Source organism: Microbacterium bandirmense, from assembly GCF_037204185.1.
Classification (GTDB): Bacteria; Actinomycetota; Actinomycetes; order Actinomycetales; family Microbacteriaceae; genus Microbacterium; species Microbacterium bandirmense.
The window spans coordinates 1-25,660 of record NZ_JBBDGM010000012.1; the positions used below are offsets into that span (position 1 = coordinate 1).

At 69.8% G+C, this 25,660-nt stretch carries 20 protein-coding genes and 1 pseudogene; 6 read left to right on the top strand and 15 right to left on the bottom strand.

Translation table 11 applies throughout. The features are described from left to right. Positions 1-71: 71 nt before the first annotated feature. The 4 genes and pseudogenes from WDU99_RS13185 to WDU99_RS13200 form a co-directional block, all read right to left on the bottom strand. A complete protein-coding gene (locus tag WDU99_RS13185) occupies positions 72-551 on the bottom strand; it encodes an ABC transporter substrate-binding protein (protein ID WP_337332919.1) in 480 nt (159 codons plus the stop codon). Then, positions 484-918, bottom strand: a pseudogene (locus WDU99_RS13190) (DUF2470 domain-containing protein); the annotation flags it as partial. The gene WDU99_RS13185 and the pseudogene WDU99_RS13190, both read right to left, overlap by 68 nt. Before the next feature lie 31 nt (positions 919-949). Then, positions 950-2,098, bottom strand: a complete 1,149-nt coding sequence (locus tag WDU99_RS13195; protein WP_337332920.1) for an SseB family protein — start codon at positions 2,096-2,098, stop codon at positions 950-952. A 68-nt stretch (positions 2,099-2,166) separates the two neighbouring features. After that, positions 2,167-4,632 (bottom strand): ATP-dependent helicase, encoded by a 2,466-nt coding sequence (locus WDU99_RS13200; protein ID WP_337332921.1) that lies wholly within the window; start codon positions 4,630-4,632, stop codon positions 2,167-2,169. A gap of 70 nt (positions 4,633-4,702) precedes the next feature. Here WDU99_RS13200 and WDU99_RS13205 point away from each other — a divergent pair, with 70 nt between their 5' ends. Beyond that, positions 4,703-5,104, top strand: coding sequence for a pyridoxamine 5'-phosphate oxidase family protein (locus WDU99_RS13205; protein WP_337332922.1), 402 nt, complete (start codon positions 4,703-4,705; stop codon positions 5,102-5,104). A gap of 27 nt (positions 5,105-5,131) precedes the next feature. On the opposite strand, the gene WDU99_RS13210 is transcribed toward WDU99_RS13205, so the two are convergent. Together WDU99_RS13210 and WDU99_RS13215 are read right to left on the bottom strand one after the other, a co-directional pair. After that, complete coding sequence (locus WDU99_RS13210) at positions 5,132-6,151, bottom strand: ABC transporter permease (protein ID WP_337332923.1); 1,020 nt, start codon at positions 6,149-6,151, stop codon at positions 5,132-5,134. Beyond that, positions 6,148-7,179 carry an ABC transporter ATP-binding protein gene (locus WDU99_RS13215; protein ID WP_337332924.1) on the bottom strand — a complete coding sequence of 344 codons (1,032 nt, stop codon included), beginning with the start codon at positions 7,177-7,179 and terminating at the stop codon, positions 6,148-6,150. Before WDU99_RS13215 ends, WDU99_RS13210 begins: the two co-directional genes overlap by 4 nt. A gap of 37 nt (positions 7,180-7,216) precedes the next feature. Here WDU99_RS13215 and WDU99_RS13220 point away from each other — a divergent pair, with 37 nt between their 5' ends. Then, the gene (locus tag WDU99_RS13220) at positions 7,217-7,594 is read left to right on the top strand and encodes a YccF domain-containing protein (protein WP_337332925.1); all 378 of its coding nucleotides are present in this window, start codon (positions 7,217-7,219) and stop codon (positions 7,592-7,594) included. Positions 7,595-7,724: 130 nt separating this feature from the next. Here WDU99_RS13220 and WDU99_RS13225 read toward each other — a convergent pair whose 3' ends face one another. Beyond that, on the bottom strand, positions 7,725-8,708 hold the full coding sequence (locus WDU99_RS13225; RefSeq protein ID WP_337332926.1) for a glycerophosphodiester phosphodiesterase family protein: 984 nt from the start codon (positions 8,706-8,708) through the stop codon (positions 7,725-7,727). An 89-nt stretch (positions 8,709-8,797) separates the two neighbouring features. Here WDU99_RS13225 and WDU99_RS13230 point away from each other — a divergent pair, with 89 nt between their 5' ends. Further along, complete coding sequence (locus tag WDU99_RS13230) at positions 8,798-9,688, top strand: Bax inhibitor-1/YccA family protein (RefSeq protein WP_337332927.1); 891 nt, start codon at positions 8,798-8,800, stop codon at positions 9,686-9,688. Positions 9,689-9,736: 48 nt separating this feature from the next. Next, positions 9,737-9,985: a GlsB/YeaQ/YmgE family stress response membrane protein gene (locus WDU99_RS13235; RefSeq protein ID WP_337332928.1), complete on the top strand. Its 249-nt coding sequence runs from the start codon at positions 9,737-9,739 to the stop codon at positions 9,983-9,985. Positions 9,986-9,988: 3 nt separating this feature from the next. Here WDU99_RS13235 and WDU99_RS13240 read toward each other — a convergent pair whose 3' ends face one another. The 4 genes from WDU99_RS13240 to WDU99_RS13255 all read right to left on the bottom strand — a co-directional run bounded on the left by WDU99_RS13240 (position 9,989) and on the right by WDU99_RS13255 (position 13,898). Continuing rightward, positions 9,989-11,263, bottom strand: a complete 1,275-nt coding sequence (locus WDU99_RS13240; RefSeq protein WP_337332929.1) for an RNA polymerase sigma factor — start codon at positions 11,261-11,263, stop codon at positions 9,989-9,991. A gap of 1 nt (position 11,264) precedes the next feature. Further along, a complete protein-coding gene (locus WDU99_RS13245; RefSeq protein WP_337332930.1) occupies positions 11,265-11,693 on the bottom strand; it encodes a YciI family protein in 429 nt (142 codons plus the stop codon). A 112-nt stretch (positions 11,694-11,805) separates the two neighbouring features. Continuing rightward, the gene (guaA, locus tag WDU99_RS13250) at positions 11,806-13,392 is read right to left on the bottom strand and encodes a glutamine-hydrolyzing GMP synthase (protein ID WP_337332931.1); all 1,587 of its coding nucleotides are present in this window, start codon (positions 13,390-13,392) and stop codon (positions 11,806-11,808) included. Beyond that, a complete protein-coding gene (locus WDU99_RS13255) occupies positions 13,389-13,898 on the bottom strand; it encodes a DUF3817 domain-containing protein (RefSeq protein WP_337333002.1) in 510 nt (169 codons plus the stop codon). The genes guaA and WDU99_RS13255 overlap by 4 nt, the downstream gene beginning before the upstream one ends. A gap of 226 nt (positions 13,899-14,124) precedes the next feature. Here WDU99_RS13255 and WDU99_RS13260 point away from each other — a divergent pair, with 226 nt between their 5' ends. Next, a complete protein-coding gene (locus WDU99_RS13260) occupies positions 14,125-15,216 on the top strand; it encodes a flavin-containing monooxygenase (RefSeq protein ID WP_337332932.1) in 1,092 nt (363 codons plus the stop codon). A gap of 26 nt (positions 15,217-15,242) precedes the next feature. After that, the gene (locus tag WDU99_RS13265) at positions 15,243-16,802 is read left to right on the top strand and encodes a LuxR C-terminal-related transcriptional regulator (RefSeq protein ID WP_337332933.1); all 1,560 of its coding nucleotides are present in this window, start codon (positions 15,243-15,245) and stop codon (positions 16,800-16,802) included. An 81-nt stretch (positions 16,803-16,883) separates the two neighbouring features. Here WDU99_RS13265 and WDU99_RS13270 read toward each other — a convergent pair whose 3' ends face one another. The 4 genes from WDU99_RS13270 to WDU99_RS13285 form a co-directional block, all read right to left on the bottom strand. After that, positions 16,884-21,485, bottom strand: coding sequence for an ExeM/NucH family extracellular endonuclease (locus WDU99_RS13270; protein ID WP_337332934.1), 4,602 nt, complete (start codon positions 21,483-21,485; stop codon positions 16,884-16,886). A 269-nt stretch (positions 21,486-21,754) separates the two neighbouring features. Continuing rightward, a complete protein-coding gene (locus WDU99_RS13275) occupies positions 21,755-22,567 on the bottom strand; it encodes an SURF1 family protein (RefSeq protein ID WP_337332935.1) in 813 nt (270 codons plus the stop codon). After that, entirely contained in the window at positions 22,564-23,682 is a 1,119-nt protein-coding gene (locus WDU99_RS13280; protein ID WP_337333003.1) for a GuaB3 family IMP dehydrogenase-related protein, read from the bottom strand. The genes WDU99_RS13275 and WDU99_RS13280 overlap by 4 nt, the downstream gene beginning before the upstream one ends. A 241-nt stretch (positions 23,683-23,923) precedes the next feature. Further along, entirely contained in the window at positions 23,924-25,612 is a 1,689-nt protein-coding gene (locus WDU99_RS13285) for an ABC-F family ATP-binding cassette domain-containing protein (RefSeq protein WP_337332936.1), read from the bottom strand. Positions 25,613-25,660 lie beyond the last annotated feature (48 nt).

Consider the following 25,660-nt stretch of genomic DNA (forward strand, 5'->3'; position numbering starts at 1 on the left):
AATCGACCCTAAGCGCTCGCGTCGCATCGCGACAGGCCCGTGTGTCGGACCGTCTCGGGAGGTGCGTCGTGTCAGTTCGTCGACGGGGGCAGCGAGTCCGGCGCGTACAGCGCGCGGGCCAGCCCGTCCATGATGTCGGGGATGCGGGTGCCACCGGCGAAGATCTCGGTGTCGGGGGCATCGACGATGCGGCGGTTCTCACCGGCGGCGGTGAGGGCGATGCTCGGCTGCGCTTCCAGCAGGCCGTCGATGCCACCGGCGCTCTCGAGCCCCTTCGTCATGACCAGGATCACATCGGGGTCGATCTCGATGAGCGCCTCGGGAGTCATCGGACGCTCGCCCTGCCAGCCGATCTCGGTGGCGACGTCGATCGCCCCCACCGAGCTGATGAGCGAGTCGGCACCGCTGCCTTCGCCGAAGAGGTAGTAGATGCCCGCGGTGCCGCGCACGTAGAGGAAGGCGACCCTGGGCAGCAGGGCCGGGTCATCGGGCAGCAGTGTAGTCGTCGAGCGAGCCTTTGCCGCGCATGAGGTCGGCCATGAAGCTCGCACCCTCGCTGTCGCCGTGGTCGCCCCAGGTCGCCGTGCGCAGGCGGTGGGCGAACCCCTCCCCCGCCGGCACCTCATGGGCCCCCGGATGCGCGTGCGCCGCCGCCAGACCCGGGTGTGGGTGAGCAGGGGCCGGCGCATGCTCCTCGCGCGGGGAAACGCCGAGCATCTTGCACGCAGCCCGGTAGATCGTGACCACCTCGCGCCGGATCTGCGAACGCTCGGTCACTTCGCCGCCGGGCCAGTCAAGCGTGAGTGTGTGCTCGCCGGCCGCATCGCTCACCCGCCAGGTGCCGCCGTGCACGTCGAGCGAGGTCATCACCGACGACGTGGCCTCGGGATGCCCGAATGCGCGCGCGATGAGCAGACTGTCGCCGGTGTGGCCGACCGCGCACCAGGATTCAGTCGCCGTCGATGTCGATCGCCAGCACCAGCACCGCGCTCAGCGAATCACGCCCGACGGCCAGCGACGGTCCGCCGATGTCGACGATCACACCCGCGATCTCGGAGTGGTCGCTGAGCACCTTGGCCAGCTGCTCGGGCTGGAACGGCATCGGCCGGTCGTTGCGGCCGAGTGCCACCACCTCGAGCGGGTGCGAGAAGACCTGCAGGAAGCGCGCTCCCTCTGGCGTGTGCACCTCGGCGATGCCGACCGGCTGGCCGTTGGCGCCATCGTTCACGGCCACCCAGCTGCGGGTCTTGGCCAGCGCCTCGGCGACCTTCACCGGCGTCTGCTCGTCGCGCGGGGATGCCAGCAGCGTCTTGATCGCCATGTTCTCATCGCCCTGCTCGAGCGCCTTCTGCAGCAGCTCGGTCGGGAAGACGGCACGATGCGGGGCGGAGGAGTTGTCGAGGATGATGCCCGCGAATTCACCGGTGACGACCTGCTTGTACACCGCGGTGACCGGCTGGGCGATCGCCGAGGTCGAGGCGGCATCCTCAGAGCCCTCCACGGAGTCGCGCAGCGCCTTGCCCGACGTGTAAGCCAGCATGAACGCGCGATCGCCGTCACGCACGACGCCGACCGACAGCGGCTTGCCGGCGTTCAGCTGCTCACGGGCGTCGCCGCTCACACGCAGATAGAGGTGGCCCTGCAGCGACTGGCGCATGACGCCGATCAGCTGCTCGTTCGTGGCGCCCTCCACCAGCTCTGCCAGCGCTTCGCGCAGCAGCACGTTGTCGTTCATCCCGTCGACGGTCTGCGTCGGCTTCGGCGGCACGGCAGCCGCCAGCGGCAGGCGCGGAGGGGTCTGCTCCTGGCCGGGCATCCGGGCCGAGGACGGGGAGGTGGGCGCGGTGCGTTCGCCGGATGCTGCGGGCCTGGCCGCGGCGGATTCGTCGGTCAGCTCGACCTCGGGTCCGGCGTCGGCGCCGACACCGCGGAACGCCTGCACCGAGATGCCGACGTCGGGCACGGACTCGGACGGGGCCGGTTCCGAGGTCATCTCGGCATTCGCCTGCTCCGGCCCCTCCGGCTGGTCGGCAGCGAGGTCTTCCGGCGCGGCGGCGGGCTGGTCGACGGACTTCTTACGGCGGGAGAAGAGGGCCATATCTGCCAGCCTAACCGCCCACGTGGTCGGCCCACTCCCCTCATGTCCGCGGGAACGTCGAGCGACCGCTACAGCTTGGCGATCGGGGCGATCTTGATCAGCAGCTTCTTCTGACCCGCGGTGTCGAAGCGCACATGCGCGATGCGCTTGGCGCCCTCGCCCGTGACCGCCTCGACGCGACCCTCGCCGAAATCGTCGTGGCGGATGCGATCGCCGGCGTTCAGCTCGAGGTCGCCGTTGTCGCGCACCTTGCCCGTGACCTTGTTCGGGAAGCGGTCCATCGCCGTGGAGAGCGGCTTGAGCCCGCCGCCCTTGGGCAGCGCCTTCGCCGCGAAGGGATCGTTCCCGCGACCGCCGAAGCCGCCGGGCCGGCGTGCGTTGAGCGCCCTGGACTGCGTGCCGCCGCGCGAGTTCACATCGCCCGGCGACTGCCGCCAGTCGACGAGATCGGCGGGGATCTCCTGCAGGAACCGGCTGGGCATCGCGACCGACACCTCGCCGAACTGGGCACGGGTCATCGCGAGAGACAGGTGCAGGCGCTTGCGGGCTCGGGTGATGCCGACGTAGAACAGCCTCCGCTCCTCCTGCGGACCGCCGGGCTCCCCCGCCGAGATCCGGTGCGGGATGAGGTCCTCCTCGACACCGGTGACGAACACCGCGTCGTACTCGAGGCCCTTGGCGGTGTGCATGGTCATCAGCGAGACGGTGCCCGACTCGTCGTCGAGATCATCGGCATCCGACACGAGCGCGACCTCGGTGAGGAAGTCCGCGATCGTGCCGTCCGGGTTGTTCCGCGCGAAGTCGCGGGCCACGGCGATGAACTCGTCGAGGTTCTCGAGCCGTGCCTCGTCCTGCGGATCGCGACTCGCGCGCAGCGACTCGAAGTACCCGCTCTTGTCGAGCAGCACGGTCAGCGCATCGGCGACCGATGTGGCAGGGGGCACCTCCCCCGAGGGTGGCAGCATGATGCCGGTCGCCTCGTTCAGCACCTCGTCGAGGCGCGTGATCGCCGCCTGGATCTTCGGCCCCACGCCGAGGGATGCCGGCGAGCGCAGCGCATCGCGGAAGCTGATGGTGTTCTGCTCGGCGAACAGCGCGATCTGCGCCTCGGTGACGCCGCCGATGCCGCGTCGGGGCTTGTTGAGGATGCGCCGCACCGCCATCTCATCGGCGGGATTGGCCACCGAGATCAGATACGCGAGCGCATCCTTGATCTCGGCGCGCTCGTAGAACTTGGTGCCGCCCATGATCTTGTACGGCACGGCCGCGCGGATGAAGATCTCCTCCAGTGCGCGGGACTGCGAGTTGGTGCGGTAGAACACCGCCATCTCGGAGTACGGCACACCCGCCCGGCGCAGCGACTCGACCTCGTCGGCGACGAACTGGGCCTCGTCGTGCTGCGAGTAGCCGGTGAATCCGACGATCTTCTCGCCCGCACCGCGATCGCTCCACAGATTCTTGGCCTTGCGGTCGAAGTTGTTGCCGATGACGGCATTGGCCGCCGAGAGGATGTTCTGCGTCGATCGGTAGTTCTGTTCGAGCAGCACGACCTTCGCGCCGGGGAAGTCGCGCTCGAACTCGGTGATGTTGCGGATGTCGGCGCCCCGGAACGCGTAGATCGACTGGTCGGAGTCGCCCACGACGGTCAACGACGCGCCTTCTGCTCCCCCTTCGTCCGGTTCCGCACCCGCAGAAAGCTCGGGTTCGAAGATCATCATGCCGTTCATGGCGTACGGATCGGGGGCGGTACCCTCACCGGCCGGCGGGCGGGTGAGCTCGTGGATGAGCGCGTACTGGGCGTGGTTGGTGTCCTGATACTCGTCGACGAGGATGTGCCGGAAGCGCCGACGATAGGTGTCGGCGACACGGGGGAACGCCCGGAACAGGAACACCGTCTGGGCGATGAGGTCGTCGAAGTCGAAGGCATTCGCCTTCTGCAGCGCGCGCTGGTAATCGGCGAAGATGTCGGCGAACTTGCGTTCGGCCGGATCGCTGAGGTTGGCCTGGCGTGCGTGGCCCTCGGCGTCGGTCAGCTCGTTCTTCAGCTTCGAGATGCGCGACTGCACCGCCGCGGGAGTCAGACCGAATGCGTCTGCCTCGTGCTCCTTCACCAGCCGCTTGATCAGCGCCCGCGAGTCGCCGGAATCGTAGATGGTGAACGACTTCGTGAACCCGAACTGCTCGGCCTCGCGGCGCAGGATGCGCACGCACGCGGAGTGGAAGGTCGAGATCCACATGCCGCGCGCCGTCTCACCGACCAGCCCTGCGACGCGCTCGCGCATCTCTCCCGCGGCCTTGTTGGTGAACGTGATCGCCAGGATCTGGCTCGGCCACGCCTCGCGCTGACGCAGCAGCAGCGCGATGCGCCGGGTGAGCACGCTCGTCTTGCCCGATCCGGCGCCGGCGACGATGAGCAGTGCCCTGCCGCGATAGGTGACGGCTTCGAGCTGCTGGGGGTTGAGCCCAGCCAGCAGCGGATCTTCGCCCTGGGCCGGACCGGCGGATCCGGAAACGATGAGAGGTGCTTCGGTCATGTCGTTACGAGTCTAGAGCGGGCCTCGGACGCCGGGTACGCTCGAAGGCCCGGGAGAACAGGAGCCGGAGATGGTCACAGAGCTGAATGAGCAGGAATGCCTCGAGCTGCTCGAGACGACGACGGTCGGACGGGTCGGATTCGTCGACGACGACCGGGTCCTCATCATCCCGGTCAACTTTCTGCTGCACGGTCGCGACATCGTGATCCGCACCTCGCCCACCGGCGTGCTCAGCACGCTGCCCTCGCATCGCGAGCGGGTCGCGTTCGAGGTGGACCACCACGACGACCTCGCCGGCGCAGGATGGAGCGTGCTGCTGAGCGGCCGGATGGTCCAGATCACCGCGGACGCGGTGGAGGGCATCCCCGGCGCCTCGCGCAAGCATCCCTGGGCCGGAGGCGACCGCTCGCTCGCACTCCGGCTCGCCACCGAGACGATCTCGGGGCGGCGCGTGCGCCGAGAGCGCACCTGACGCTGCCGCAGCCGGTGCCGCTGCCGCTCAGGCGATGCGCGTGCCCGGCGGCAGGTGCCGTGCGGGTGTGCGCGTCCGCGCCCAGGCGCCGGAGAACAGGCCCCCGGCGATCAGCACCTGCAGCCCCAGGCCGGCGAACCAGCTCGGCACCGTCCCCTCGATCTGCTCCTCGGGGGTCGGTCCCGCGTACCAGCCGCGATCGCAGGCATCCCAGCGATCCGCTTCCGGTGGCAGCTGAGTCATGCGCACGCCGACCTTGATCTGGCCGAACAGGTCGTTCGGGCGTCCGTCCACGAAATCCGTCGGTGTGGCATCGGCGAGCACCACGAACGGGTTGGCCGCCAGAAACCCCCACACCAGGTCGAAGCGCGGCTGCTCGTAGGTGTACTCCTGCCAGCTGTCGCAGATCGGCTCGCCGGTGGTCTCATCCCAGGGCCGCTCGTAGTGCGTCACGTCGCTGCGGATCGCCGCACCCCCGAGACCGAACGCGATGAGCGTGCCGATCACCAGTGCGGCGACGGCCAGATAGGTCGCGGCGATGGAGAACAGCGGCCGGGCGATCAGTCCGCTCAGGCCGACGCCGATCGCGGCGACGATGATGATCTCGGCGAGCAGCACCAGAATCGACACGAAGAACATGCCGGCGGTCACCCCGCCGCCGAGCATGCCGATCAGCAGGAACGGCACCGCGATCAGCAGGAAGGCCGATCCGGTGGCGACGGCTGCGAGCAGCTTGCCGAGCATGATGTCGCCGGTCGTGGCGGCCGTCACCTGAACGGGTGCGAGCGTGGCCGCATCGCGGTCGCCGTTGATGGCGTTGCCGCTGAGCGTGGGCGAGACCAGCACGACCAGCAGCAGCACGAAGTTGACGACGATCGAGTAGACGCCGGCGTTGGGCTGATCCTGGAACGAGAAGACCATGAACGCCAGCGCCGTGATGCCGATCAGCAGGAGGGCGAAGATCCCCAGCAGCACGTACCAGCCGACGCTGCGCAGACGCTGCGTCAGCTCGAGTCGGGCGATCGTGGTGATGCGCGCGAGGCTCATGCGCCCGCTCCTTCCTGCGGCGTGGCGCGTGGCGCGGGTGTGGCGGGTGGCGCGGGCGTGGCGCGTGGCGCGGGTGTGGCGGGTGGCGCCGGCGGGGCGGGCTGTGGCGGTGAGTCGGATGCCGGCGCCGCCGGCTGCCGCAGCGCGAGGAACGACTCCTCGAGCGAGCTCTGTGCCGGCGAGAACTCCAGCACGGCCAGCCCTGCGGTCACCATGCGCCGCAGCCCCTCGACCGCCGCGTCGTCGTCCGTGAACGAAACCAGCGCGTCCCCGCGGTCGTGCCCGACGCTTGCGTCCGGCACGCCCAGCGCGTGGGCGACGGATGCTGCAGCATCCGACCCCGACAGCCGCACGCGGTACATGCGCGCCGACGGCGTCCGCCCGGGATCGGCGACGGCGCCCGCGACGAGGAAGACGGCATCGTCGATGACCTCTTCGAGCTCCGACAGCACGTGACTCGAGATCAGCACGGTCTTGCCCTGCGCGGCAAGGGCGCGCAGCATCACGCGCAGGTGCACGCGTGCCTCGGGATCGAGGCCCGACGCGGGCTCGTCGAGCAGCAGCACCTGCGGATCGTGCACGAGGGCGCGGGCGAGGCCCAGCTTCTGCTTCTGTCCGCGGGAGAGCACCCGCGCCGGTGAGGATGCGTGCTCGGCGAGCCCGACGACGCGCAGCAGCTCGTCGGCGCGCGCAGCCGCATCCGCGGCCGGCATGTCGTGCAGTCGCGCGGTGGTCACGATGCTCTCGCGGGCGGTCAGCGATGGCCAGGCGCCCAGCGCGTCGGGCATCCACCCCAGCATCCGCCGCGCCGATGCCGGGTCGGCGACCGGGTCGACATCGCCGATGCGGATGCTGCCGGCATCGGGCGCCAGCAGCGACGCGAGCATCAGCAGCAGGGTGGTCTTGCCGGCGCCGTTGGGGCCGACAAGACCGGTGACGCGACCGGCTTCGGCACGGAACGAGGCGTCGGTGACCGCGTGCACGTGACCGAACGAGCGCCGGACACCCTGCGCGACGATTCCACTCATGCCCGAAGCCTAGGGCAGGGGGTGCGAGAATCAGCGCATGCGCACCATCCTCAACATCATCTGGGTCATCTTCGCCGGGTGGTCGATGTTCCTCGGCTACGTCGTCGCGGGCATCCTGCTGTGCATCCCGATCGTGACGATCCCGTGGGCGATCGCCTCGTTCCGTCTGGCGAACTACGCGTTCTGGCCGTTCGGGCGCGACGTCGTCGACCGGTCGACCTCGGGCATCGGCTCGATGCTGGGCAACATCATCTGGGTGGTGCTGGCCGGGTGGTGGCTGGCGATCGGCCACATCGTGACCGGTGTGGCGATGTGCCTGACGATCATCGGCATCCCGATGGGCATCGCGGCGTTCAAGATGGTGCCGATCTCGCTGATGCCGCTCGGCAAGGAGATCGTGCCCGCCGCCCGCTGACCGCCGAGCCGCGCCTCCAGGTCGCACTCGTTGCCGCTATTCCGGGCGATGAGCGGCATCCATTGCGACCTGGACGGGTCGTCGTCGGATCAGCGGCATCCATTGCGACCTGGACGGGGTCGTCGTCGGATCAGCGGAAGAACGCCACGCCGAGGTCGGGGTGGTCGACGAACACGCCGTCGACGCCGGTGCGCGCGATCGCGCCCCACTCCGCCTCGTAGTCGCCGAAGGCGGCCTTGCCGCCACCGGCGCGGAACGGCGCGGACAGGAACGCATTCTCCGGACGGCATGTCCAGGTGAACACGCGCAGGCCGCGCGCGTGCGCGTCGGCGACGAGGGTGGTGTCGGATGCCAGCAGCATCCGCTTGTTCACGCTGATGCCGTCCACCGTGCCGGCCAGCCGGTCGAGTCCGCGCGGCGCGACCGCCGCGGCGTAGGTCGGTGCCGCCTTGCCCAGTGCGGTGACGAGGTCGAACGGCCTGCCGGTCGCCTCGATGAGATAGACGAAGGATGCGGCGATGCCGGTGCTCTTCAGGCGGGTCAGCACCGTCGACTCGAACGCCTCGACGATCAGCGGCAGCTCGCCGTCGGCCCAGCCCGATGCACGCAGGTCGCGCTCGATGAGCGGCACCAGGTCGAGTCCGATGCGCTCGAAGTAAGTGGCGTGCTTGACCTCGAGCACCACGCCGATCTCGCGGCCGTGCTCGACCGACGCGCAACGCACCATGTCGAGCAGATCGGTGAGGCGCAGGATCGGCTGGGCATCGTCGAAGGTCGCGCTGGCGCGGCGGATCTTCGGCAGCCGCTCGCGGGTGCGCAGCGTGGCGAGCTCGTCCCAGGTGAAGTCCTCGGTGAACCAGCCGGTCAGCGAGACCCCGTCGATCTTCTTCGTGGTGCGTCGAGCCTCGAACTCCGGATGGTCGGCGACGTCGGTCGTGCCGGAGATCTCGTTCTCGTGCCTCAGCACGAGCACCCCGTCACGGCTGGCGACGATGTCGGGCTCGACGGCGTCGACCCCCATCGCGAAGGCGAGCTCGTACGACGAGCGGGAGTGCTCGGGTCGGTAGCCGGGGGCGCCGCGATGCCCGATGACGAGCGGAGATCTCCTGGGCACGTTCTCAGCGTAAAGCAACGCACACATAGCATCACGCCGGTATCGTAGGAGAAAGCGTTGACCGATCCCTCGGGAGTAGAGGCCACCCCATGAGCAATTTTGCATTCAACAACCCCGCGTTCCAGAAGCAGGACGCCCGCGGCGGGGCGCAGACGCAGTACGCGCCGCCGCCCCCGCCCACGGCACAGCACGCCGCAGTGGATGCGGCCACCAACGCGCAGCTGGAGGGCATGTACACCGCACCGCCCGCCGGCGCCATCGAGACCGACCGGATGACGGTCGAGGACACGATCTGGAAGACGGTCGGCCTGTTCGCCATCCTGCTGGCCACCGCGGTCGTCGGCTGGGTATGGACCGCATCGAGCTTCTACAACACCGGCCAGGCGAACCTCGTGCCGTGGATGGTCGGCGCCCTGGGCGGCTTCGTGCTCGCCATGGTGATCACGTTCACGTCGCGCAAGAAGGTGCGCCCCGCGCTGATCTTCGCGTACGCGGCCTTCGAGGGCCTCTTCGTCGGCGGGATCTCGGCGTTCTTCGAGATCATCTGGCCCGGTATCGTCATGCAGGCGACGCTCGCCACCCTGGCCGTCGTCGGTGTGACCCTCGCTCTCTTCGCCAGCGGCAAGATCCGCGCATCGAAGAAGGCGACCAAGATCTTCATGATCGCGATGTTCGGGTACCTGGCGTTCTCGGTGCTGAACCTCATCCTGATGTGGACCGGTGTGCTGCCCGAGGGGCAGGCGTTCGGCATGTACAGCGCGACCATCGCCGGCATCCCGCTCGGCCTGATCATCGGCGTCCTCGTCGTGATCATGGCGGCGTACTCGCTGGTGCTCGACTTCGACCAGATCCAGCAGGGCGTGCGCAATGGCGCACCACGCAAGTACGGCTGGCTCGGCGGCTTCGGCATCATGGTCACGGTCGTCTGGCTGTACGTCGAGATCCTGCGCATGATCGCGATCCTGCGCGGCGACAACTGACATCGTTCACCGCGAAAAGGGGCCGCTCTCCTCGGAGGGCGGCTCTTTTTGCGTCTCATCGCCGGCGCGATCGCGAAGCTGATCCTGCCCGGCAAGCAGGGTGGCGGATGGATCGTCACGCTGCTGCTCGGCGTCGTCGGCGCCCTGCTGGGCGGCTGGCTCGGCAGCATCCTGTTCAACGCTCCGCTAGAGGAGTTCTGGAGCCTGCAGACGTGGCTGCTCGCGATCGGCGGATCGATCGTCGTGCTCCTGATCTACGGGCTCATCGTCGGACGCGGAGACCGCAGCAGGACCTGACCCTCAGCTGCGCGCCTTCTGCTGCAGCAGAGCACGTTCGCGGTCGTTGCCCGACAGTCGGGCAGCGGCCGCGAACTCGTCTCTGGCCTCGGCGTCGCGGCCCAGCCGCAGCAGCAGCTCACCCCGCGTGGCGGGGAGCAGGTGGTAGCCACGCAGAGCGCCGTCCTCGACGAGGCGGTCGATGATGTGAAGAGCGGATGCCGGGCCGGTGGCCATCGCGACGGCGGCCGCCCGGTTGAGCTCGATCACCGGTGACGGAGTGAGCTGCCCCAGCGCCTCGTAGAGCAGCACGATCCGCTCCCAGTCGGTGTCGTCGACGGATGCCGCCACGGCATGGCACTCGGCGATGGACGCCTGCAGTGCATAGCCACCGCGACCCCGCCCCAGGGCATCCACGCGGGTGAGCGCAGCCCGGCCACGGGCGATCGCGCTGCGGTCCCAGCGGGTGCGGTCCTGCTCGGCGAGCAGCACCGGATCACCGTTCGCGTCGGTGCGCGCGGGGAAGCGCGCGGCTGTGAGCTCCATCAGGGCGAGCAGACCGTGCACCTCGGGCTCGCGCGGCAGGAGCCCGGCGACGATCCGGGTCAGCCGGGCGGCCTCGCGCCCCAGGTCGGGACGCAGCCAATCCTCCCCCGAACTCGCCGTGTGCGCCTCGTTGAAGATCAGGTACAGCACACCGAGCACCGCGGCCAGCCGCGCCGGCTGCTCCTCGCGCGGCGGCAGCTCGAAGGGCACGTGCGCCGCGCCCAGAGTCTTCTTCGCGCGCACGATGCGCTGCTGCACGGTCGCGACCGGAACGAGGAACGCCCGGCCGATCTGCTCGGAGGTCAGGCCGCCCACCACCCGCAGGGTCAGTGCGACCTGCGCCTCGCGGGAGAGCACCGGGTGACAGGCGATGAAGATCAGTCGCAGCAGGTCGTCGTCGATGGCATCCGGATCCCACGGCGCAGCATCCGACGCCTCCTCCTGCTCCCGCTCGAGATCATGCGCGAGCGTCGCGATGCGCTCGTCGTACCGCTCCCGGCGCCGCCAGCCATCGATGGCGCGGCGCTTGGCGACGGCAGTCAGCCACGCGGCCGGATTGGCCGGAACACCGGCATCCGGCCACTGCTGCAGCGCCTCGGCGAGGGCATCCTGCGCGAGATCCTCGGCGAGCGCGAAGTCGCCGGTGAGGCGGGTGAGCGTCGCGACGATCTTGGCCGAATCGATGCGCCAGATCGCCGCGACGGCGCGGGCGGCGGCCTCCGCGCCGTCGCCCACGCCGTTCGGGTCGCTCACGTCAGTCCTTCGCGGCGCGCTGGGCCTGCTCCTCGCGCCAGCCCTCTTCCTTCTGGATCCACTCGTTGTCGGCGGGGAAGTCCTCCATCTCGGTCACGCGGCGCACTTCGAGGAAGCTGCCAGGGCCGAGCGGGGCGCGGCTCGCCCACTCGGCGGCCTCCTCGCGTGTGGAGGTCTCGATGATCCAGAAGCCGTTGAACAGCTCCTTCGTCTCGCCGTAGGGGCCGTCGGTGACGAGCGGCTTCTCGGCGCTGAAGTCGACGACGAATCCCTCGGCGGCATCGGTCAGGCCCTCGCCCGCCAGCAGCACGCCGGCCTTCATCATCGATTCGTTGTACTTGCCCATCGCCTCGATGACCTGCTCGAAGGGCATCTGCTCGTATGCCTTCACAGCCTCATCGGTCGCGCGCATGATCAGCATGAACTTCATGGTGTCTTCTCCTTGTGTGCGGGGCCGTCGTTCGACCCTCTCACTGAAGACGTCGAACGGGAAAGACCGAGATCGACATCGTCGGAGAAAAACTCTCAGCGAGCCGCGCAGGTCACTCCCACTCGATGGTGGCCGGCGGCTTCGACGTCACGTCGAGCACCACGCGGTTGACCTCGCGCACCTCGTTGGTGATGCGGTTCGAGATCTTTGAGAGCACGTCGTAGGGCAGGCGGGTCCAGTCGGCGGTCATCGCATCTTCCGACGAGACCGGACGCAGCACGATCGGATGCCCGTAGGTGCGGCCATCGCCCTGCACGCCCACCGAGCGCACGTCGGCGAGCAACACGACGGGGCACTGCCAGATGGTCTGGTCGAGGCCGGCCTTCGTCAGCTCCTCGCGAGCGATCGCGTCGGCCTCGCGCAGGATCTCGAGGCGCTCGCGGGTCACCTCGCCGATGATGCGGATGCCGAGGCCGGGGCCCGGGAAGGGCTGGCGTCCCACGATCGCCTCGGGGATGCCGAGTTCACGGCCGATCGCACGGACCTCGTCCTTGAACAGGGCGCGCAGCGGCTCGACGAGCTCGAAGTCGAGGTCGTCGGGCAGACCGCCCACGTTGTGGTGCGACTTGATGTTCGCGGTGCCCGCTCCCCCGCCCGACTCGACGACGTCGGGGTAGAGGGTGCCCTGCACCAGGAACTTCACCGGCGCACCGCCAGTGGCCTTGGCCTCTTCGACGAGATCGCGCTGCACCTGCTCGAACGCGCGGATGAACTCGCGGCCGATGATCTTGCGCTTGGTCTCGGGGTCGGTCACCCCGGCGAGGTGGCCGAGGAAGGTGTCGACAGCGTCGACCGTGATCAGACGCACACCGGTGGACTCGACGTAGTCCTTCTCGACCTGCTCGCGCTCGCCCTTGCGCAGCAGTCCGTGGTCGACGAAGACCGCGGTGAGCTGGTCGCCGATCGCCTTGTGCACCAGAGCGGTGGAGACGGCCGAGTCGACGCCGCCCGACAGTGCCGAGATGACTCGGGCATCGCCGACCTGTTCGCGGATGCGCTCGACCTGCTCAGCGATGACGTTGTCGCTGTTCCAGTCGGCGGGCAGCCCCGCACCCTTGTGCAGGAAGTTCTCGATGATCGCCTGACCGTGGTCGGAGTGCTTGACCTCGGGGTGCCACTGCACGCCGTACAGGCGGCGCTGCTCATCGGCGAAGGCCGCGACCTTGGTCGCGTCGGTGGTGGCGAGCACCTCGAAGCCCTCGGGAGCGCGCGCGACCTGGTCGCCGTGGCTCATCCACACGTTCTGTTCGGCGGGCTGGCCGGCCAGCAGCGTGCTGTCGTTCGCGGGGATGTGCGCGTCGGTCGCGCCGTACTCGCGCAACCCGGTGTGGGCGACTTCGCCGCCGAGGGTCTGCGCCATGTACTGGAACCCGTAGCAGATGCCCAGCGTCGGCACGCCGAGCTCGAACACGGCCGGGTCGAGCTTCGGGGCGCCGTCCTCGTACACCGAGGAGGGCCCGCCGGAGAGGATGAGGGCGACCGGGTTCTTCGCGGCGATCTCCTCCGCCGTGGCGGTGTGCGGCACGATCTCACTGTAGACGCCGGCCTCGCGCACGCGACGGGCGATCAACTGCGCGTACTGCGCTCCGAAGTCGACGACGAGCGCCGGGCGCTGCTGGGTCTCGGTCTGCTCGGTCACCGGGTGCCTTCCGTGGTGGTGGAGATCTGGGAGTCGGTATCGGTGACGGCGTCGCCGGGAGCGTCGGATGCTGCCGCTTCGCGCCCTGCGAGATACGCCTTCACATCGCGCGCGACGCGCGTCTCCATGAAGAACGACAGCAGCGGGATGACGCCGCCGAGCGCGAGCATGATGAAGCGCAGGAACGGCCAGCGCATCATGCTCCACATGCGGAAGCAGGCGAACAGGTACACGACGTAGAACCAGCCGTGCACGATCAGGATGCCCAGCGACAGGTTGATGCCGTCGCCGGTCGATTCGAGGCCCTCGGGGCCCTCGACCACGTCGGCGAACCAGAGGAACCCGCCGGATCCTCCGAGGAAGAGTTCGAGGCGGATCGGCGTGTACTTCAGAACCATCTCGGCGCAGAGCAGCAGCAGCATGACGCCGGTGATGATCGATGCGATCTGATAGAACTTCAGCGCTCCGCGGATCGCCGGAAAGCTGGCGACTCTGGGCTCGGGCATGCCCTCCATTCTAGCCGCCGCACGCGGGCCGGCGATCCGGTGCGGATCGGCCGCCCGCAGCGGCGGCGTGCGGCCCTGCATCGGATTGCCCATCGACGGGCATCCGGAATGGGGCATCCTTCCGATGCGCGCAGGACGTCCCGCTCGTAGCGTCGGAATCAGCCGACGGAACAGGTCGGCGATGAACCGACGGAACACGTCGGCGATGAACCGAGGAGGGGTCATCATGGCCGAGCACATCGAGACGGTGATCATCGGCGGCGGGCAGGCCGGGCTGTCCACCGGATTCGCTCTGCAGCGGCGGGACCGACCGTTCGTGATCCTCGAGGCGCGTGCGCGCATCGGCGACCAGTGGCGCGGTCTCTACGACTCGCTGGCCCTGTACTCGCCGGCGAAGTACGACGGGCTGCCGGGGATGGACTTCCCGGGTGACCCGTGGTCGTTCCCCCGGGGTGATGAGGTCGCCGACTACCTCGAGGACTACGCCGTCACGAAGGCGCTGCCGGTGCGCACGAACACTCCTGTGCGGCGGGTCGGCCGCACCGACGAGGGCTTCGTCGTCGAACTCGACGGCGGCGCCACCACATGCGACAACGTGGTGGTGGCCAGCGGGCGCTTCGGCCCGCCCGCCGTCCCGGCCGAGGCCGACGACCTGCGCGGCGACATCGTGCAGCTGCACTCCAGCAGCTACCGGCGGCCGGATCTTCTGCCGCCGGGGCGCGTTCTCGTCGTCGGAGCGGGGCACTCGGGCACGGATATCGCCCATGAACTGGCGGCGACCCATGCCGTCACACTCTGCGGCCGCGTGCACGGGCAGCTGCCGTTCCGCCCCGAGCAGCGCAGGGCGCGCGTCATGATGCCGCTCATGGTGTTCGCCTGGCGGCACGTGCTGACCCGCCGCACACCGATCGGCCGGCGGATGATGCCCGATGTCCGTCATGGCGGAGGACCGATGATCCGCGTCCACCGCGACGATCTCGACGCACGCGGCGTCGTGCGCACCGCCAGCCGCCTCGTCGGGACCCGTGACGGCCTCCCGCTGCTGGACGACGGCACCGTCGTGGACGTCAGCAGCGTCATCTGGGCGACCGGCTACCACCTCGACCTGAGCTGGCTCGACATCCCGGTCGTCGGCGATGACGGGTACCCCCGCGAGTACCGCGGGGTGGCGGAGGACGTGCCGGGACTGTTCTTCTGCGGGCTGCCGTTCCAGTTCGGCTTCGGCAGCATGGTGTTCGCCGGCGTCGGGCGCGATGCTGAGTACGTCGCCCGTCGCGTCGCGGAGCGGAGCGCCGCTCGCACACAGCCTGTCGCCTGACCGAGGCGCGCCGTATCGTCGAGGTGATGGACATCGTCGAGGCGCTGCAGCGTGCTCGCGACGCTTACGAGCGCCACGAGTGGCTCACCGCGTACCAGGTGCTGTCCCACGCCGGCGATGCGCTCACGGCCGCCGACCTGGCCGACCTCGGCACGGCCGCACTTCTGGTGGGCCGGCACGACGACTTCGTCCACACGATGTCGCAGGCGTACCGCCAGTACGAGCAGAACGGCGAGGTCGCCAGGGCCGTGCGCTGCGCCGCGTTCCTGGTGGACGCGCTCGTGCTGCGCGGCGAGATGGCGGTCGCCGGCGGCTGGCTCGGCCGTGGCGAGCGTCTGGCCACCGGCCTTCCTCCGGATGATGCGGCCACCGGACACCTGGTGTTCAGCGGCATCGTGCCCGACCTGCAGGCCAGGCGCCCCGACGCGGCTCTCGAGCGCGCGGAGCGCGCGCTGCGGATCGCCGAGCGGAGCGGCGACGTCGAGCTGCGTGCGAAATCGCTGATGGGGCTGGGACGCTGCCGCATCCTGTTCGGCGACGTTCCGGCCGGGCTCGCGCTGCTCGACGAGGCCATGATCGGGGTGCTCACCGGTGAGCTGTCACCCGTCGAGGCGGGGCGCGTGTACTGCTCGTGCATCGAGGCGTGCCAGGAGATCGGCGAGCTGCGCCGCATGGCCGAGTGGACGCGGGGGCTGACCGCCTGGTGCGACGGGCAGCCCGAGCTGGTGGCGTTCACCGGGCAGTGCGCGCTGCACCGCGGTCAGATCCTGTGCGCACACGGCGCCCTGAGCGAAGCGGCGGAAGAGCTCGAGAGCGCGGCCCGGCGCTACGACGCCGGGGAGCTGCCGCGAGCGGCCGGCGCGGCCTTCGCCGAGCTGGCCGAAGTGCATCGGCGGCGCGGCGACCTGCCCGCCGCCGTGGTCGCGCTGGAGCGCGCGCGGAGCCGCGGGTACGTGTCCCGCGTCGAGGAGATGCTGGTGCGGCTGTCGAGCGGTGATCAGGACGAAGCGGTCGCGAGCGCCCATCGGATGCTGGAATCGCGGGCACCCGCCGCGCGCCGCGCGCGCCTGCTGCCCGCGGTGGCGGAGGTGCTCGTGATCGCCGGTGACGCCAAGGACGCGGCCGACGCGGTGACCGCGATGGAGCAGGCTGCGACCGCGATGGGCACTGCGACGGCATCCGCTCACGCACTGCTCGCGCGCGGTCGCCTTGCCGCGCGCGAGGGGTCGGATGCTGCCGAGACGGCACTGCGCGATGCGGCGGCGGCGTTCCGCCGGGTGGGATGCCCGTGGGAGGCGGCGCAGGCCCATCTGACGCTGGCCGACCTGCTGGGCGATGACGGCGAGCGCGCCGCGGCCGAGGAGCTGCTCGGTCGCGGCGACCGGACGAGCAGCAGCCCGTTGAGTGCGAGGGAGGGCGAGGTGCTGCGCCTCGTCGCGGCAGGAGACACCAACCGGCAGATCGCCCGAAACCTGCACCTGAGCGAGAAGACCGTCGCGCGGCACCTGTCGAACATCTTCGTGAAGCTCGAGGTGTCGTCCCGCACGGCGGCGGCGGCCTGGTGGCACGCCCACGGAAGTCTCTGACGCGCGGACGAACGTGCGAACGCACGGACGAGGGCCGCCGGGATCACTCCCGACGGCCCTCGCCTCAGTGGATGCGGTGGATCACCACCAGCCGGTGAAGAGGCTCCACACCCAGTCGATGATCTGCTTGATGATCGAGCTGATGCCGCCGGCGCGGTTGACGTGCACGGTGGCCGTCGCCTCGTCGCCGTCGGCCTGCTGCACGGCCACGGTGTACTTGCCGGGGTGCGTCGACCGCGGCACGTTCACCATGGTGTCGAAGGTGCCGTCATCGCCGACCTCGATCGTTCCGAGCTCGATCGGCTCGCCCTTCTTCGGCCGCAGTTCGACGGTGACGGTCTCGCCCGGCTCGTAGGCCTCGCCGGTGATCGCCAGCATGCCGCCCGCGCTCACCTTCTTGGCACCCAGCGAGATGGTTCCCTCGAACGGTCCGGGCTCACCGCCGTCGCCCTCGGCGAAGACGACCGGCAGGGTGACGGCCGCGCCGACGTCCGGCGTCGCCGTGAGCGGCTGACCGGCAGCATCCGACGGCACCGTGAAGGTGAACGACGCACGTCCGACCTCGTCGGTCGTGTCGACGACCGCGGTGTCGACCGCCGCCGTGCCGAGCTGCGCGTCGCCGATCGCGAAGGCGACCTCGGTGGGCTTCTGCTCACCGGTGCTGAACGCCAGCGACGAGATGTCGACGGTCACCGAGTCGCCGGCCCGGTAGCCGTCGGCCGGCTGTGCCGGGGTGAGAGTCGCGCCGACCGCGCGCTGGGCGAGGTCGGGCGTCGCCGTGCCGTTCTCGGCGAACCAGTCCACCGTCGACTGCAGGTCGATCTTTCCGGTGTCGCGCTTGTCGGTGCCCTCGCGGAAGGTCACGAAGTTGTCGCCACCCGACGCGAGGAACGAGTTCGCCGCCACCGTGTACGACGCTGCCGGGTCGATCGGAGCACCGTCGAGCGTGATCGAGGTGATGCGCTCGCCCTGCGCCGCCGCCGGGTCGTACGTGTACGACAGGTTCTTCGACACGCCCAGCTTCAGGAACGGACGACTCGCGCCGGCCGGCTGCCACTGCTCTTCGAGCACTCCCTTCAGCTGTGCCCCGGTGAGCTGCAGCGTGACCAGCGTGTTGGCGAACGGCTGCACGGTCGCCGCCTCACGGTAGGTCACGTTGCCGTCCGGGTCGCTCTCCGCACCCGATGATGCGTAGGTGAGGTTGGCTCGGATGCCGCCCGGGTTCATCAGCGCGATGTCCGCGTCGGTGGCCCATTGGTGCACGTCGGCGACGAAGTTGCCGATCGTCGACTCTCCGCCGCGGTTCTCGGTCGTGCCGTCACTCTGACGTGCGCGGTTGAAGTCCGCCGCGATGTCGCCCACCTTGACGGCGCCGAGCACATCGGCTTCTTCGACGGCTGCGTCGACGATGTCCTGCACCGCGTCCACGGCCGGGTAGTTGCCCACCCAGATCGTCTCCTCGGGATCTTCCGGGTCGGGGATCTCCCGCGCAAGCGGGCGGATCTCGTTCTCGATCGAGAGCAGTTCCTTGGTGTCGCGGTCGACCTGCAGGTTCATCACGCCGAGGTTCTGACCGTACTCACCGGCCGAGATCACAGGGCGTCCGTCGATGACGTGGTTGTACGCCAGGTGCGTGTGCGCCGAGACGATGGCATTCACGTCGTCGTCCACGCCGTAGACGATCTCACCCAGCGGCGAGTCCGGAGAGATGCTGTCGACCTCGACGGTCGCCGCGCCCTCGTGCACCAGCAGGATGACGACATCCGCCTCGCCGTTGGCCGCGCTCCCGTCGGTCAGGTCATCGGCGACGTCGTTGACCGAATCGACGATACTGCGCACCTCGAGGTCGGCGATGCCGTCGGGCGAGACCAGCGAGGGGAGATCCTCGGTGACTGCGCCGACGAAGCCGACCCGCACACCGTCGAGTTCCTTGATCCACGCCGGCGCGAGGGCCGGCTCACCGGTCTCGGTGAGGAACACGTTCGACGCGATGTACTCCCAGTCGGCACGGTCCTGCACGCGGTCGCGCAGGTCGTCCCAGCCCTGATCGAACTCGTGATTGCCCGCCGCGCTGACCTCGAGGCCGGCGGCGTTGAGCGCGTCGATCGTCGGCTCGTCGTTGTTGATGAACGACGTGAACGTCGACGCACCGATCAGGTCGCCGGCGGCGGCGAAGATCGTGTTCGGGTTCTCATCGCGCACCGCCTGGACGGCACCGGCGAGTACGGCCACACCAGCGCTGGCGCCATCGGCCTCGATCCGACCGTGGAAGTCGTTGATCGTGGCGACGTCGATGCTCACCGGCGGCTCGTCGGCCAGGACTCCGACGAGGATCGGGTCGTGGTCGCTGGAGCGGAACGGGGTGCCGGTGTCGGTCGCACCGTACGCGTACCCGCGGTCGCTCCACTCGGGCGAGTTGATCGACCAGACCGCCGCGCCGTCGATCGACGACGCCAGCGAGGGCGATGCGAGCACGTGGTCGAGCGAGCCCAGCTCACCGTCGAACGTGTACGTGTACTGCCCGTCGGTCTCGTCGGCGACCAGATCGCTCCAGCCCTGCGACGTGAACACGTTCATCGGGTCCTCTTCGCTGTACGCGTTGAAGTCGCCGATGAGCAGCATGTCGTCGCTGCCCGAGCTGTCTGCCAGCTCGTCGGTGAAGGCCAGCAGCGACTCCGCCTGTGCGACGCGCTCGGTGTTGAAGTGCCCCTGTCCGTCGGCGGGCTCTGCACCGTCGCCGCCCTTCGACTTGAAGTGGTTGGACACGACCGTGACGGTGCGACCGTCGATGTCGAAGGCCTGCGCGATCGGCTCGCGAGCGATGTTCCACACGGACTCGTCGCTGATCGTGGCGCTGTCGCCGACCGTCTCGACCTCATCCTTCTTGTAGATGATCGCGTTGGTGATGAAGTCGGTGGTCGCCGCGTCGTGCAGGGCGGTGGGCGTGGGCACGTAGTCCCACACCTCGCTGCCCGCGTCGGCGTTGAGCCCGTCGACGAGGTCGGCGAGCGCAGTGTCGGCCGGGTCACCGAACTTGACGGAGTTCTCGATCTCCATCAGCGAGACGATCTCGGCGTCGAGGCCGTTGATGGCCGCCACGATCTTCGACTTCTGGATCGCGAACTGTGCCGCGTCGCGCGCGCCGCGGGCATCCCCGTTCTCGGACTGCAGCGTCGTGAAGTAGTTGTAGACGTTGAACGATGCCACCTGCACGTCACCGCCCACCGTGGGAGCATCGGCAGGACGCTCGTTCTTGGCCGTGAACCCGACCTTCGCCTCGTCGGGCGACTCGCTGCTCAGCGGGGTGGTCGGCTGCAGGCGCCAGTCGTCGAAGCCGTACTGCAGCACGAAGCCCGTGTCGCCGAAGTCGACGACGTCGCCGTTGCGCACGACGACGTCCTTCGTGAAGTACGGCTGGTCGCCGGGGTGGGCGTTGTTGCCGACCTGGATGCTGTAGCCGTCGTCGAGCAGGATGCGGTCCGCGCGGTTCGCCGCTGCGAGCGCGTCGGCCTCGGCACCCGGCCGGTGCACCTCGGTGCTCTTCACGTTCAGCTCGCCGGGGTTCAGCCACAGCGTGCCGAAGTTGTAGAGCTGGTGGCTCGAGGCCACGACGTAGTCGCCGGAGGGGGCGACGAGCATGCTCTCGTACGCCTCGCGGGCATCGCCCACGACGTCGCCGGGCAGCGGGGTCGGCTCGGGCACACCTGCGTCTGCGGTCACCACGGTGACCTCGGATGCCGCGCTGGGGCTGATCTGCGTCTGACCGAAGTACTCGCTGACGGTGCCGGTGACCGACACCAGATCGCCGATCTCACCGGGAACGCTCTTGCCGTCGAGGTAGACGAACACGCCGTCCGAGGCACCGTCGGTCGCGGCGTCGCCGCCCGATCCTGCGGTCTGGATGACGATGCCGTCGTAGCCGCCGGTGCGGTAGTCGGCGGTGATGACGCCCTCGACCGTGACCCGCTGGCCGACGAGCGGCGATTCCGCGCCGTCGCCCTGCACCTCGGCGATCGTCTTCTCGACCGCCGGGTCGGGATCGGGGTCGGGGTCCGAGTCGCCACCGGTCTCGCCGGCCGCGTTCGTGGGCGTGATCGTCGCCGACAGCGAGAAGTCGTCGGCGTTGACGTCGGTGTCGCCCCCGTCCGTGCGGTTCAGCGACCGGACGTCGGTGTTGCTCGAGGGGGCGCCGGCGGCCGTCGTCTCGTAGGTGTTCGACGTGCCGTAGCCGAGCAGGTCGATGACACCCGCGTCTGCGGCGGCGTCGCCGATGAGCGAGTCGATCGGCAGCGTGGAGGCCGCATCGCTGCGCACCAGGGCGATCGTGCCCGAGGATCCGCTGAAGTTGAGGCTGCCGCTGGTGGCGTTCGGCGTCGGCAGGGCGTCGCCCTGAGCGCTCGAACCGCCGTTCTGCCCGCCCTGCACGAGGAAGTACCCGCCCGCCGGGATCGTGCCGGTCAGCGCGACGAAGCCCGACGACGCACCGGAGCCGGTGGCTGACCGATACTGCAGCGACATGCCGTCGAGCACGATGTCCTGGTCGGTCGGGTTGTACAGCTCGACGAACTTGTTCTTGAAGGCGGCGCCGGAGCTGCCCCCGGAGAGGTAGGCCTCGTTGATGACGACGCCGGTTCCGGCGGTGTTCGCGAATGCGGGGGCGGCGATGAGCGTCCCGAAGGCCATCGCACACGCAGTGGTCAGCGCGAGAGCGCCGATGCGCCCCCCGCTGCGGTGAACTGGGACGTGAGCTCTGCGGCTCTCGTCTCGGGGGGCGGAAAACATCGTTGCGGTCTCCTCGGTCAAGGTCCGGTCGCGGATCTTGTGGGTCCGCCACCAGCGCGACGCACGCGCATGAATGTGACCATAGAGCGCCCCGGCGACATTCGACAAGGGTGTTCTGCGTCCGGTCATCGAACGGTCATCCGGGTGAACGCCCGGCGAACAGCATCCGATCAGGCGTCGGCAGCGCCCGACGCGTCTTCGAACTCCTCGACCTCGCGCTCCCATGCATCGCGCGCGAGCCGGTACCAGAGGTAGAAGGCGAAACCCGCGAAAACGGCCCACTCGGCGGCGTAGAAGATGTTCAGCCAGTTGATCGGCGACTTCAGCTCGGGGGCCGGCGAGCTGATGTCGTCCAGCCCCGACGGCGCCTCGATCGATGCCAGGTACGGCCGGTACACGTTCAGCTGCTCGGTGTCGTGCCAGCGACTGAGCAGCGCGGCCGGCGACATGCGGTCCAGCCGCATGGGCTCGGTGCTCGGCGGCACCTCGACGCCCTCGTCGTCGATCACGCGACCGCTGACCTCGGCCTGCACGGCGCCGGCCTCGGACAGGGCCTGCACCGCGGCATCCGCCTGCTCGCGCGTCTGCGCCCAGCCGAGCGCCACCGCGATCGAGGTGCGCTCGGCCACGCGCAGCTGACCCGACACCCAGTAGCCCTCGACGCCGTCATTGACCCGCGACGAGACCACGATGAAGTCCTCCGGCACCCACGTGCCGCTGGTCTCGACGCGCTGACCGCCCAGGGTCTCGGCGAGATACTGCCCCGGCTCGACCACCTCGGTCAGCGGGCGCACCTGCTCGGTCGCACCCGGCAGCGGCGGATCGGTGTCGATCGCACGTGCGAGCTGCCACTGCCCGAGCCACGCGAAGACGCCCGCCACGACCAGGCACAGCGCGAGCACGCCGATCCAGCGGCCGCGCAGCATGACCTCGCGCAGCGTCGGCGGGAACTGCTGCGGCACGAGCGGCGGGGGCGTCGTCATCCGAGCTCGTACGGTGCCAGCACGACCTCGACCCGCTGGAACTCCTTCAGATCGGAGTAGCCGGTCGTGGCCATCGACTTGCGCAGCGCGCCGATCAGGTTCGCCGTGCCGTCGGCGACGGGGGCCGGCCCGTAGAGGATCTCCTCGAGGTTCGCGACGCGGTCGACGGCCACGCGCCGGCCGCGGGGCAGCTGCGGGTGGTGCGCCTCGGCGCCCCAGTGGAATCCCTGGCCGGGGGCATCCGTGGCGCGCGCGAGCGCGACGCCCAGCATGACGGCATCCGCACCCATCGCGAGCGCCTTGACCATGTCTCCCGACGTGCCCACCCCGCCGTCGGCGATGACGTGCACGTAGCGTCCGCCCGACTCGTCGAGGTAGTCGCGGCGGGCCGCGGCGACGTCCGAGACGGCGGTGGCCATCGGGGCGTGGATGCCGAGGGTGACGCGCGTGGTCGATGCCGCTCCCCCGCCGAAGCCCACCAGCACGCCGGCAGCCCCCGTGCGCATCAGGTGGAGAGCTGCGGTGTACGTCGATGCGCCGCCGACGATGACCGGCACGTCGAGGTCGTAGATGAACTTCTTCAGGTTCAGCGGTTCGAGGGCGCTGGAGACGTGCTCGGCCGAGACGGTGGTGCCGCGGATCACGAACAGGTCGACACCGGCGTCGACGACGGTCGAGTACAGCTCCTGCGTGCGCTGCGGGGTGAGGGATCCTGCGACCGTGACGCCCGCCTCGCGGACTTCGGCCAGACGCTGCTTGATCAGCTCGGGCTTGATCGGCTCGGCGTACAGCTGCTGCATGCGCACCGTGGCCTTCTCGGCCGGCAGCGCGGCGATCTCGTCGAGCATCGGCTGCGGGTTCGCGTAGCGGGTCCACAGGCCCTCGAGGTCGAGCACGCCGACGCCGCCCAGCTTGCCCAGCATGATCGCGGTCTGCGGGCTGACCACCGAGTCCATCGGCGCGCCGATGACCGGGATGTCGAACGAGAACGCGTCGATCGTCCACGCGGTGGACACGTCCTCGGGATTGCGCGTTCGCCGCGAGGGTACGACCGCGATGTCGTCGAACGTGTATGCGCGGCGCGCGCGCTTGCCTCGGCCGATCTCGATGTCCATGCTCACCCCTCCAGCCTACCTGGCGGGTCTATGCGGGCCGTGCGGTGGCTGCGTCGGGGCGTCGGGGGCGTCGGGGGCGTCGGGGGGCGTCGCCGCCCCTGCTCAGCGTCGCCGCCCCTGCTCAGCCGCGTAAATGACCGGGGGCGGTGTAGCTCAGCAGGGGCGGGGACGCGGGCGGGCGGCTTGCGCAGCGCACGTGGCGGCACGGAACGACGTCGGATGCCCGGATCCGGGCATCCGATCACCGCGCGCGCACCACCCGCCGCTCGTCCCACACCGGCGCATCCGATTCATACACCTCGCCGTCCTCGCCGAACACCAGGAACCGGTCGAACGAGCGCGCGAACCACCGGTCGTGCGTGACCGCCAGCACCGTACCCTCGAAGCGGGCGATGGCCTGCTCGAGGGCCTCGGCCGACTCGAGGTCGAGGTTGTCGGTGGGCTCGTCGAGCAGCAGCATGGTCGCCCCGCTGAGCTCGAGCAGCAGCACCTGGAACCGCGCCTGCTGGCCGCCGGACAGCTGGTCGAACGCCTGCTGCGCCTGCCGCACCAGACCGTAGCGGTCGAGCGCCGAGCTCGCCGCGTCGCGGGGCAGCCCCGAGCGCCGGTCGTCGCCGCGGTGCAGGATCTCGAGCAGCGTGCGCCCGACGAACTCAGGATGCGCGTGCGTCTGCGCGAAGAGCCCTGGCACGACGCGCGCACCGAGCACGGCCGTGCCGGTGTGCGGCGCGGGGAGCAGTGCCTCGGATGCCGATGTGAGATGCCCCATGGTCGGATCCGGGTCGCTGCCCCCGCACGCCAGGAGGCGCAGGAAGTGCGACTTGCCCGAGCCGTTCGAACCGAGCACGGCCACCCTGTCGCCGAACCAGACCTCGGCGTCGAACGGCTTCATCAGCCCCGTCAGCTCGAGCCGGGTGCATACCAGTGCGCGCTTGCCCGTGCGCGCGCCGCGCAGACGCATGTCGAAGTCCTGCGCGGGCGGGCGCTCCTCGGGCGGACCCGCCTCTTCGAACTTGCGCAGCCGGGTCTGCGCCGCCTGGTACCGCGAGGCGAAGCCGTCGTTCGCCGATGCCTTGACCTTGAGGTTCGCCACGAGGGTCTTCAGCTTCTCGTGCTGCTCGTCCCAGCGACGGCGCAGCTCGTCGAGCCGGTCCATCCGGTCGCTGCGCGCCCGATGATAGGTGCCGAAGCCGCCGCCGTGCACCCAGGCGTTCGCGCCCGCTCCCCCGACCTCGAGGGTGATGATGCGGTCGGCCGCCCTGGCCAGCAGCTCGCGGTCGTGCGAGACGAGCAGCACGGTCTTGGCGCTCTCGCGCAGACGGCCCTCGAGCCAGCGCTTGCCCGGCACGTCGAGGTAGTTGTCGGGCTCGTCGAGCAGCAGCACGTCGTCGGGACCGCGCAGCAGCGCCTCCAGCGCGAGCCGCTTCTGCTCTCCGCCCGAGAGGGTGTCGAGGCCGCGATACCGCGCGCGATCGTAGGGCACGCCGAGGGCGGCGACCGTGCACTGGTCCCACACCGTCTCGTGTTCGTACCCACCGGCATCCGCATAGTCGGCGAGCGCGGTCGCGTACTGCATCTGGGTGCCCACGGTCTCGTCCTCGATCAGGGCGTTCTCGGCGGCATCCAGCGCTTCGGCCGCGGCGCGGATGCGCGCCGGCGCCACCCCGACGAGCAGGTCGTGCACGGTCATGTCGCCGTCGCCGTGGCCGACGAACTGGTCCATGACGCCGAGCGATCCGTCGATCGTGACGACGCCGGCATCCGGCGCGAGCTCGCCGCGGATGATGCGCAGCAGGGTCGTCTTGCCGGCGCCGTTCGGTCCGATCAGTGCGCTCGTCTTGCCTGCGCCGACGCGGAACGTCACCTCGTCGAGCAATGGACGACCGTCAGGGAGGGTCAGCGACAGAGCGCTGACGTCGATGTGGCCCACGGTGGATTCCTTCCGCCCACCGAGTGGCGAGCCGATCAGGATATCAGG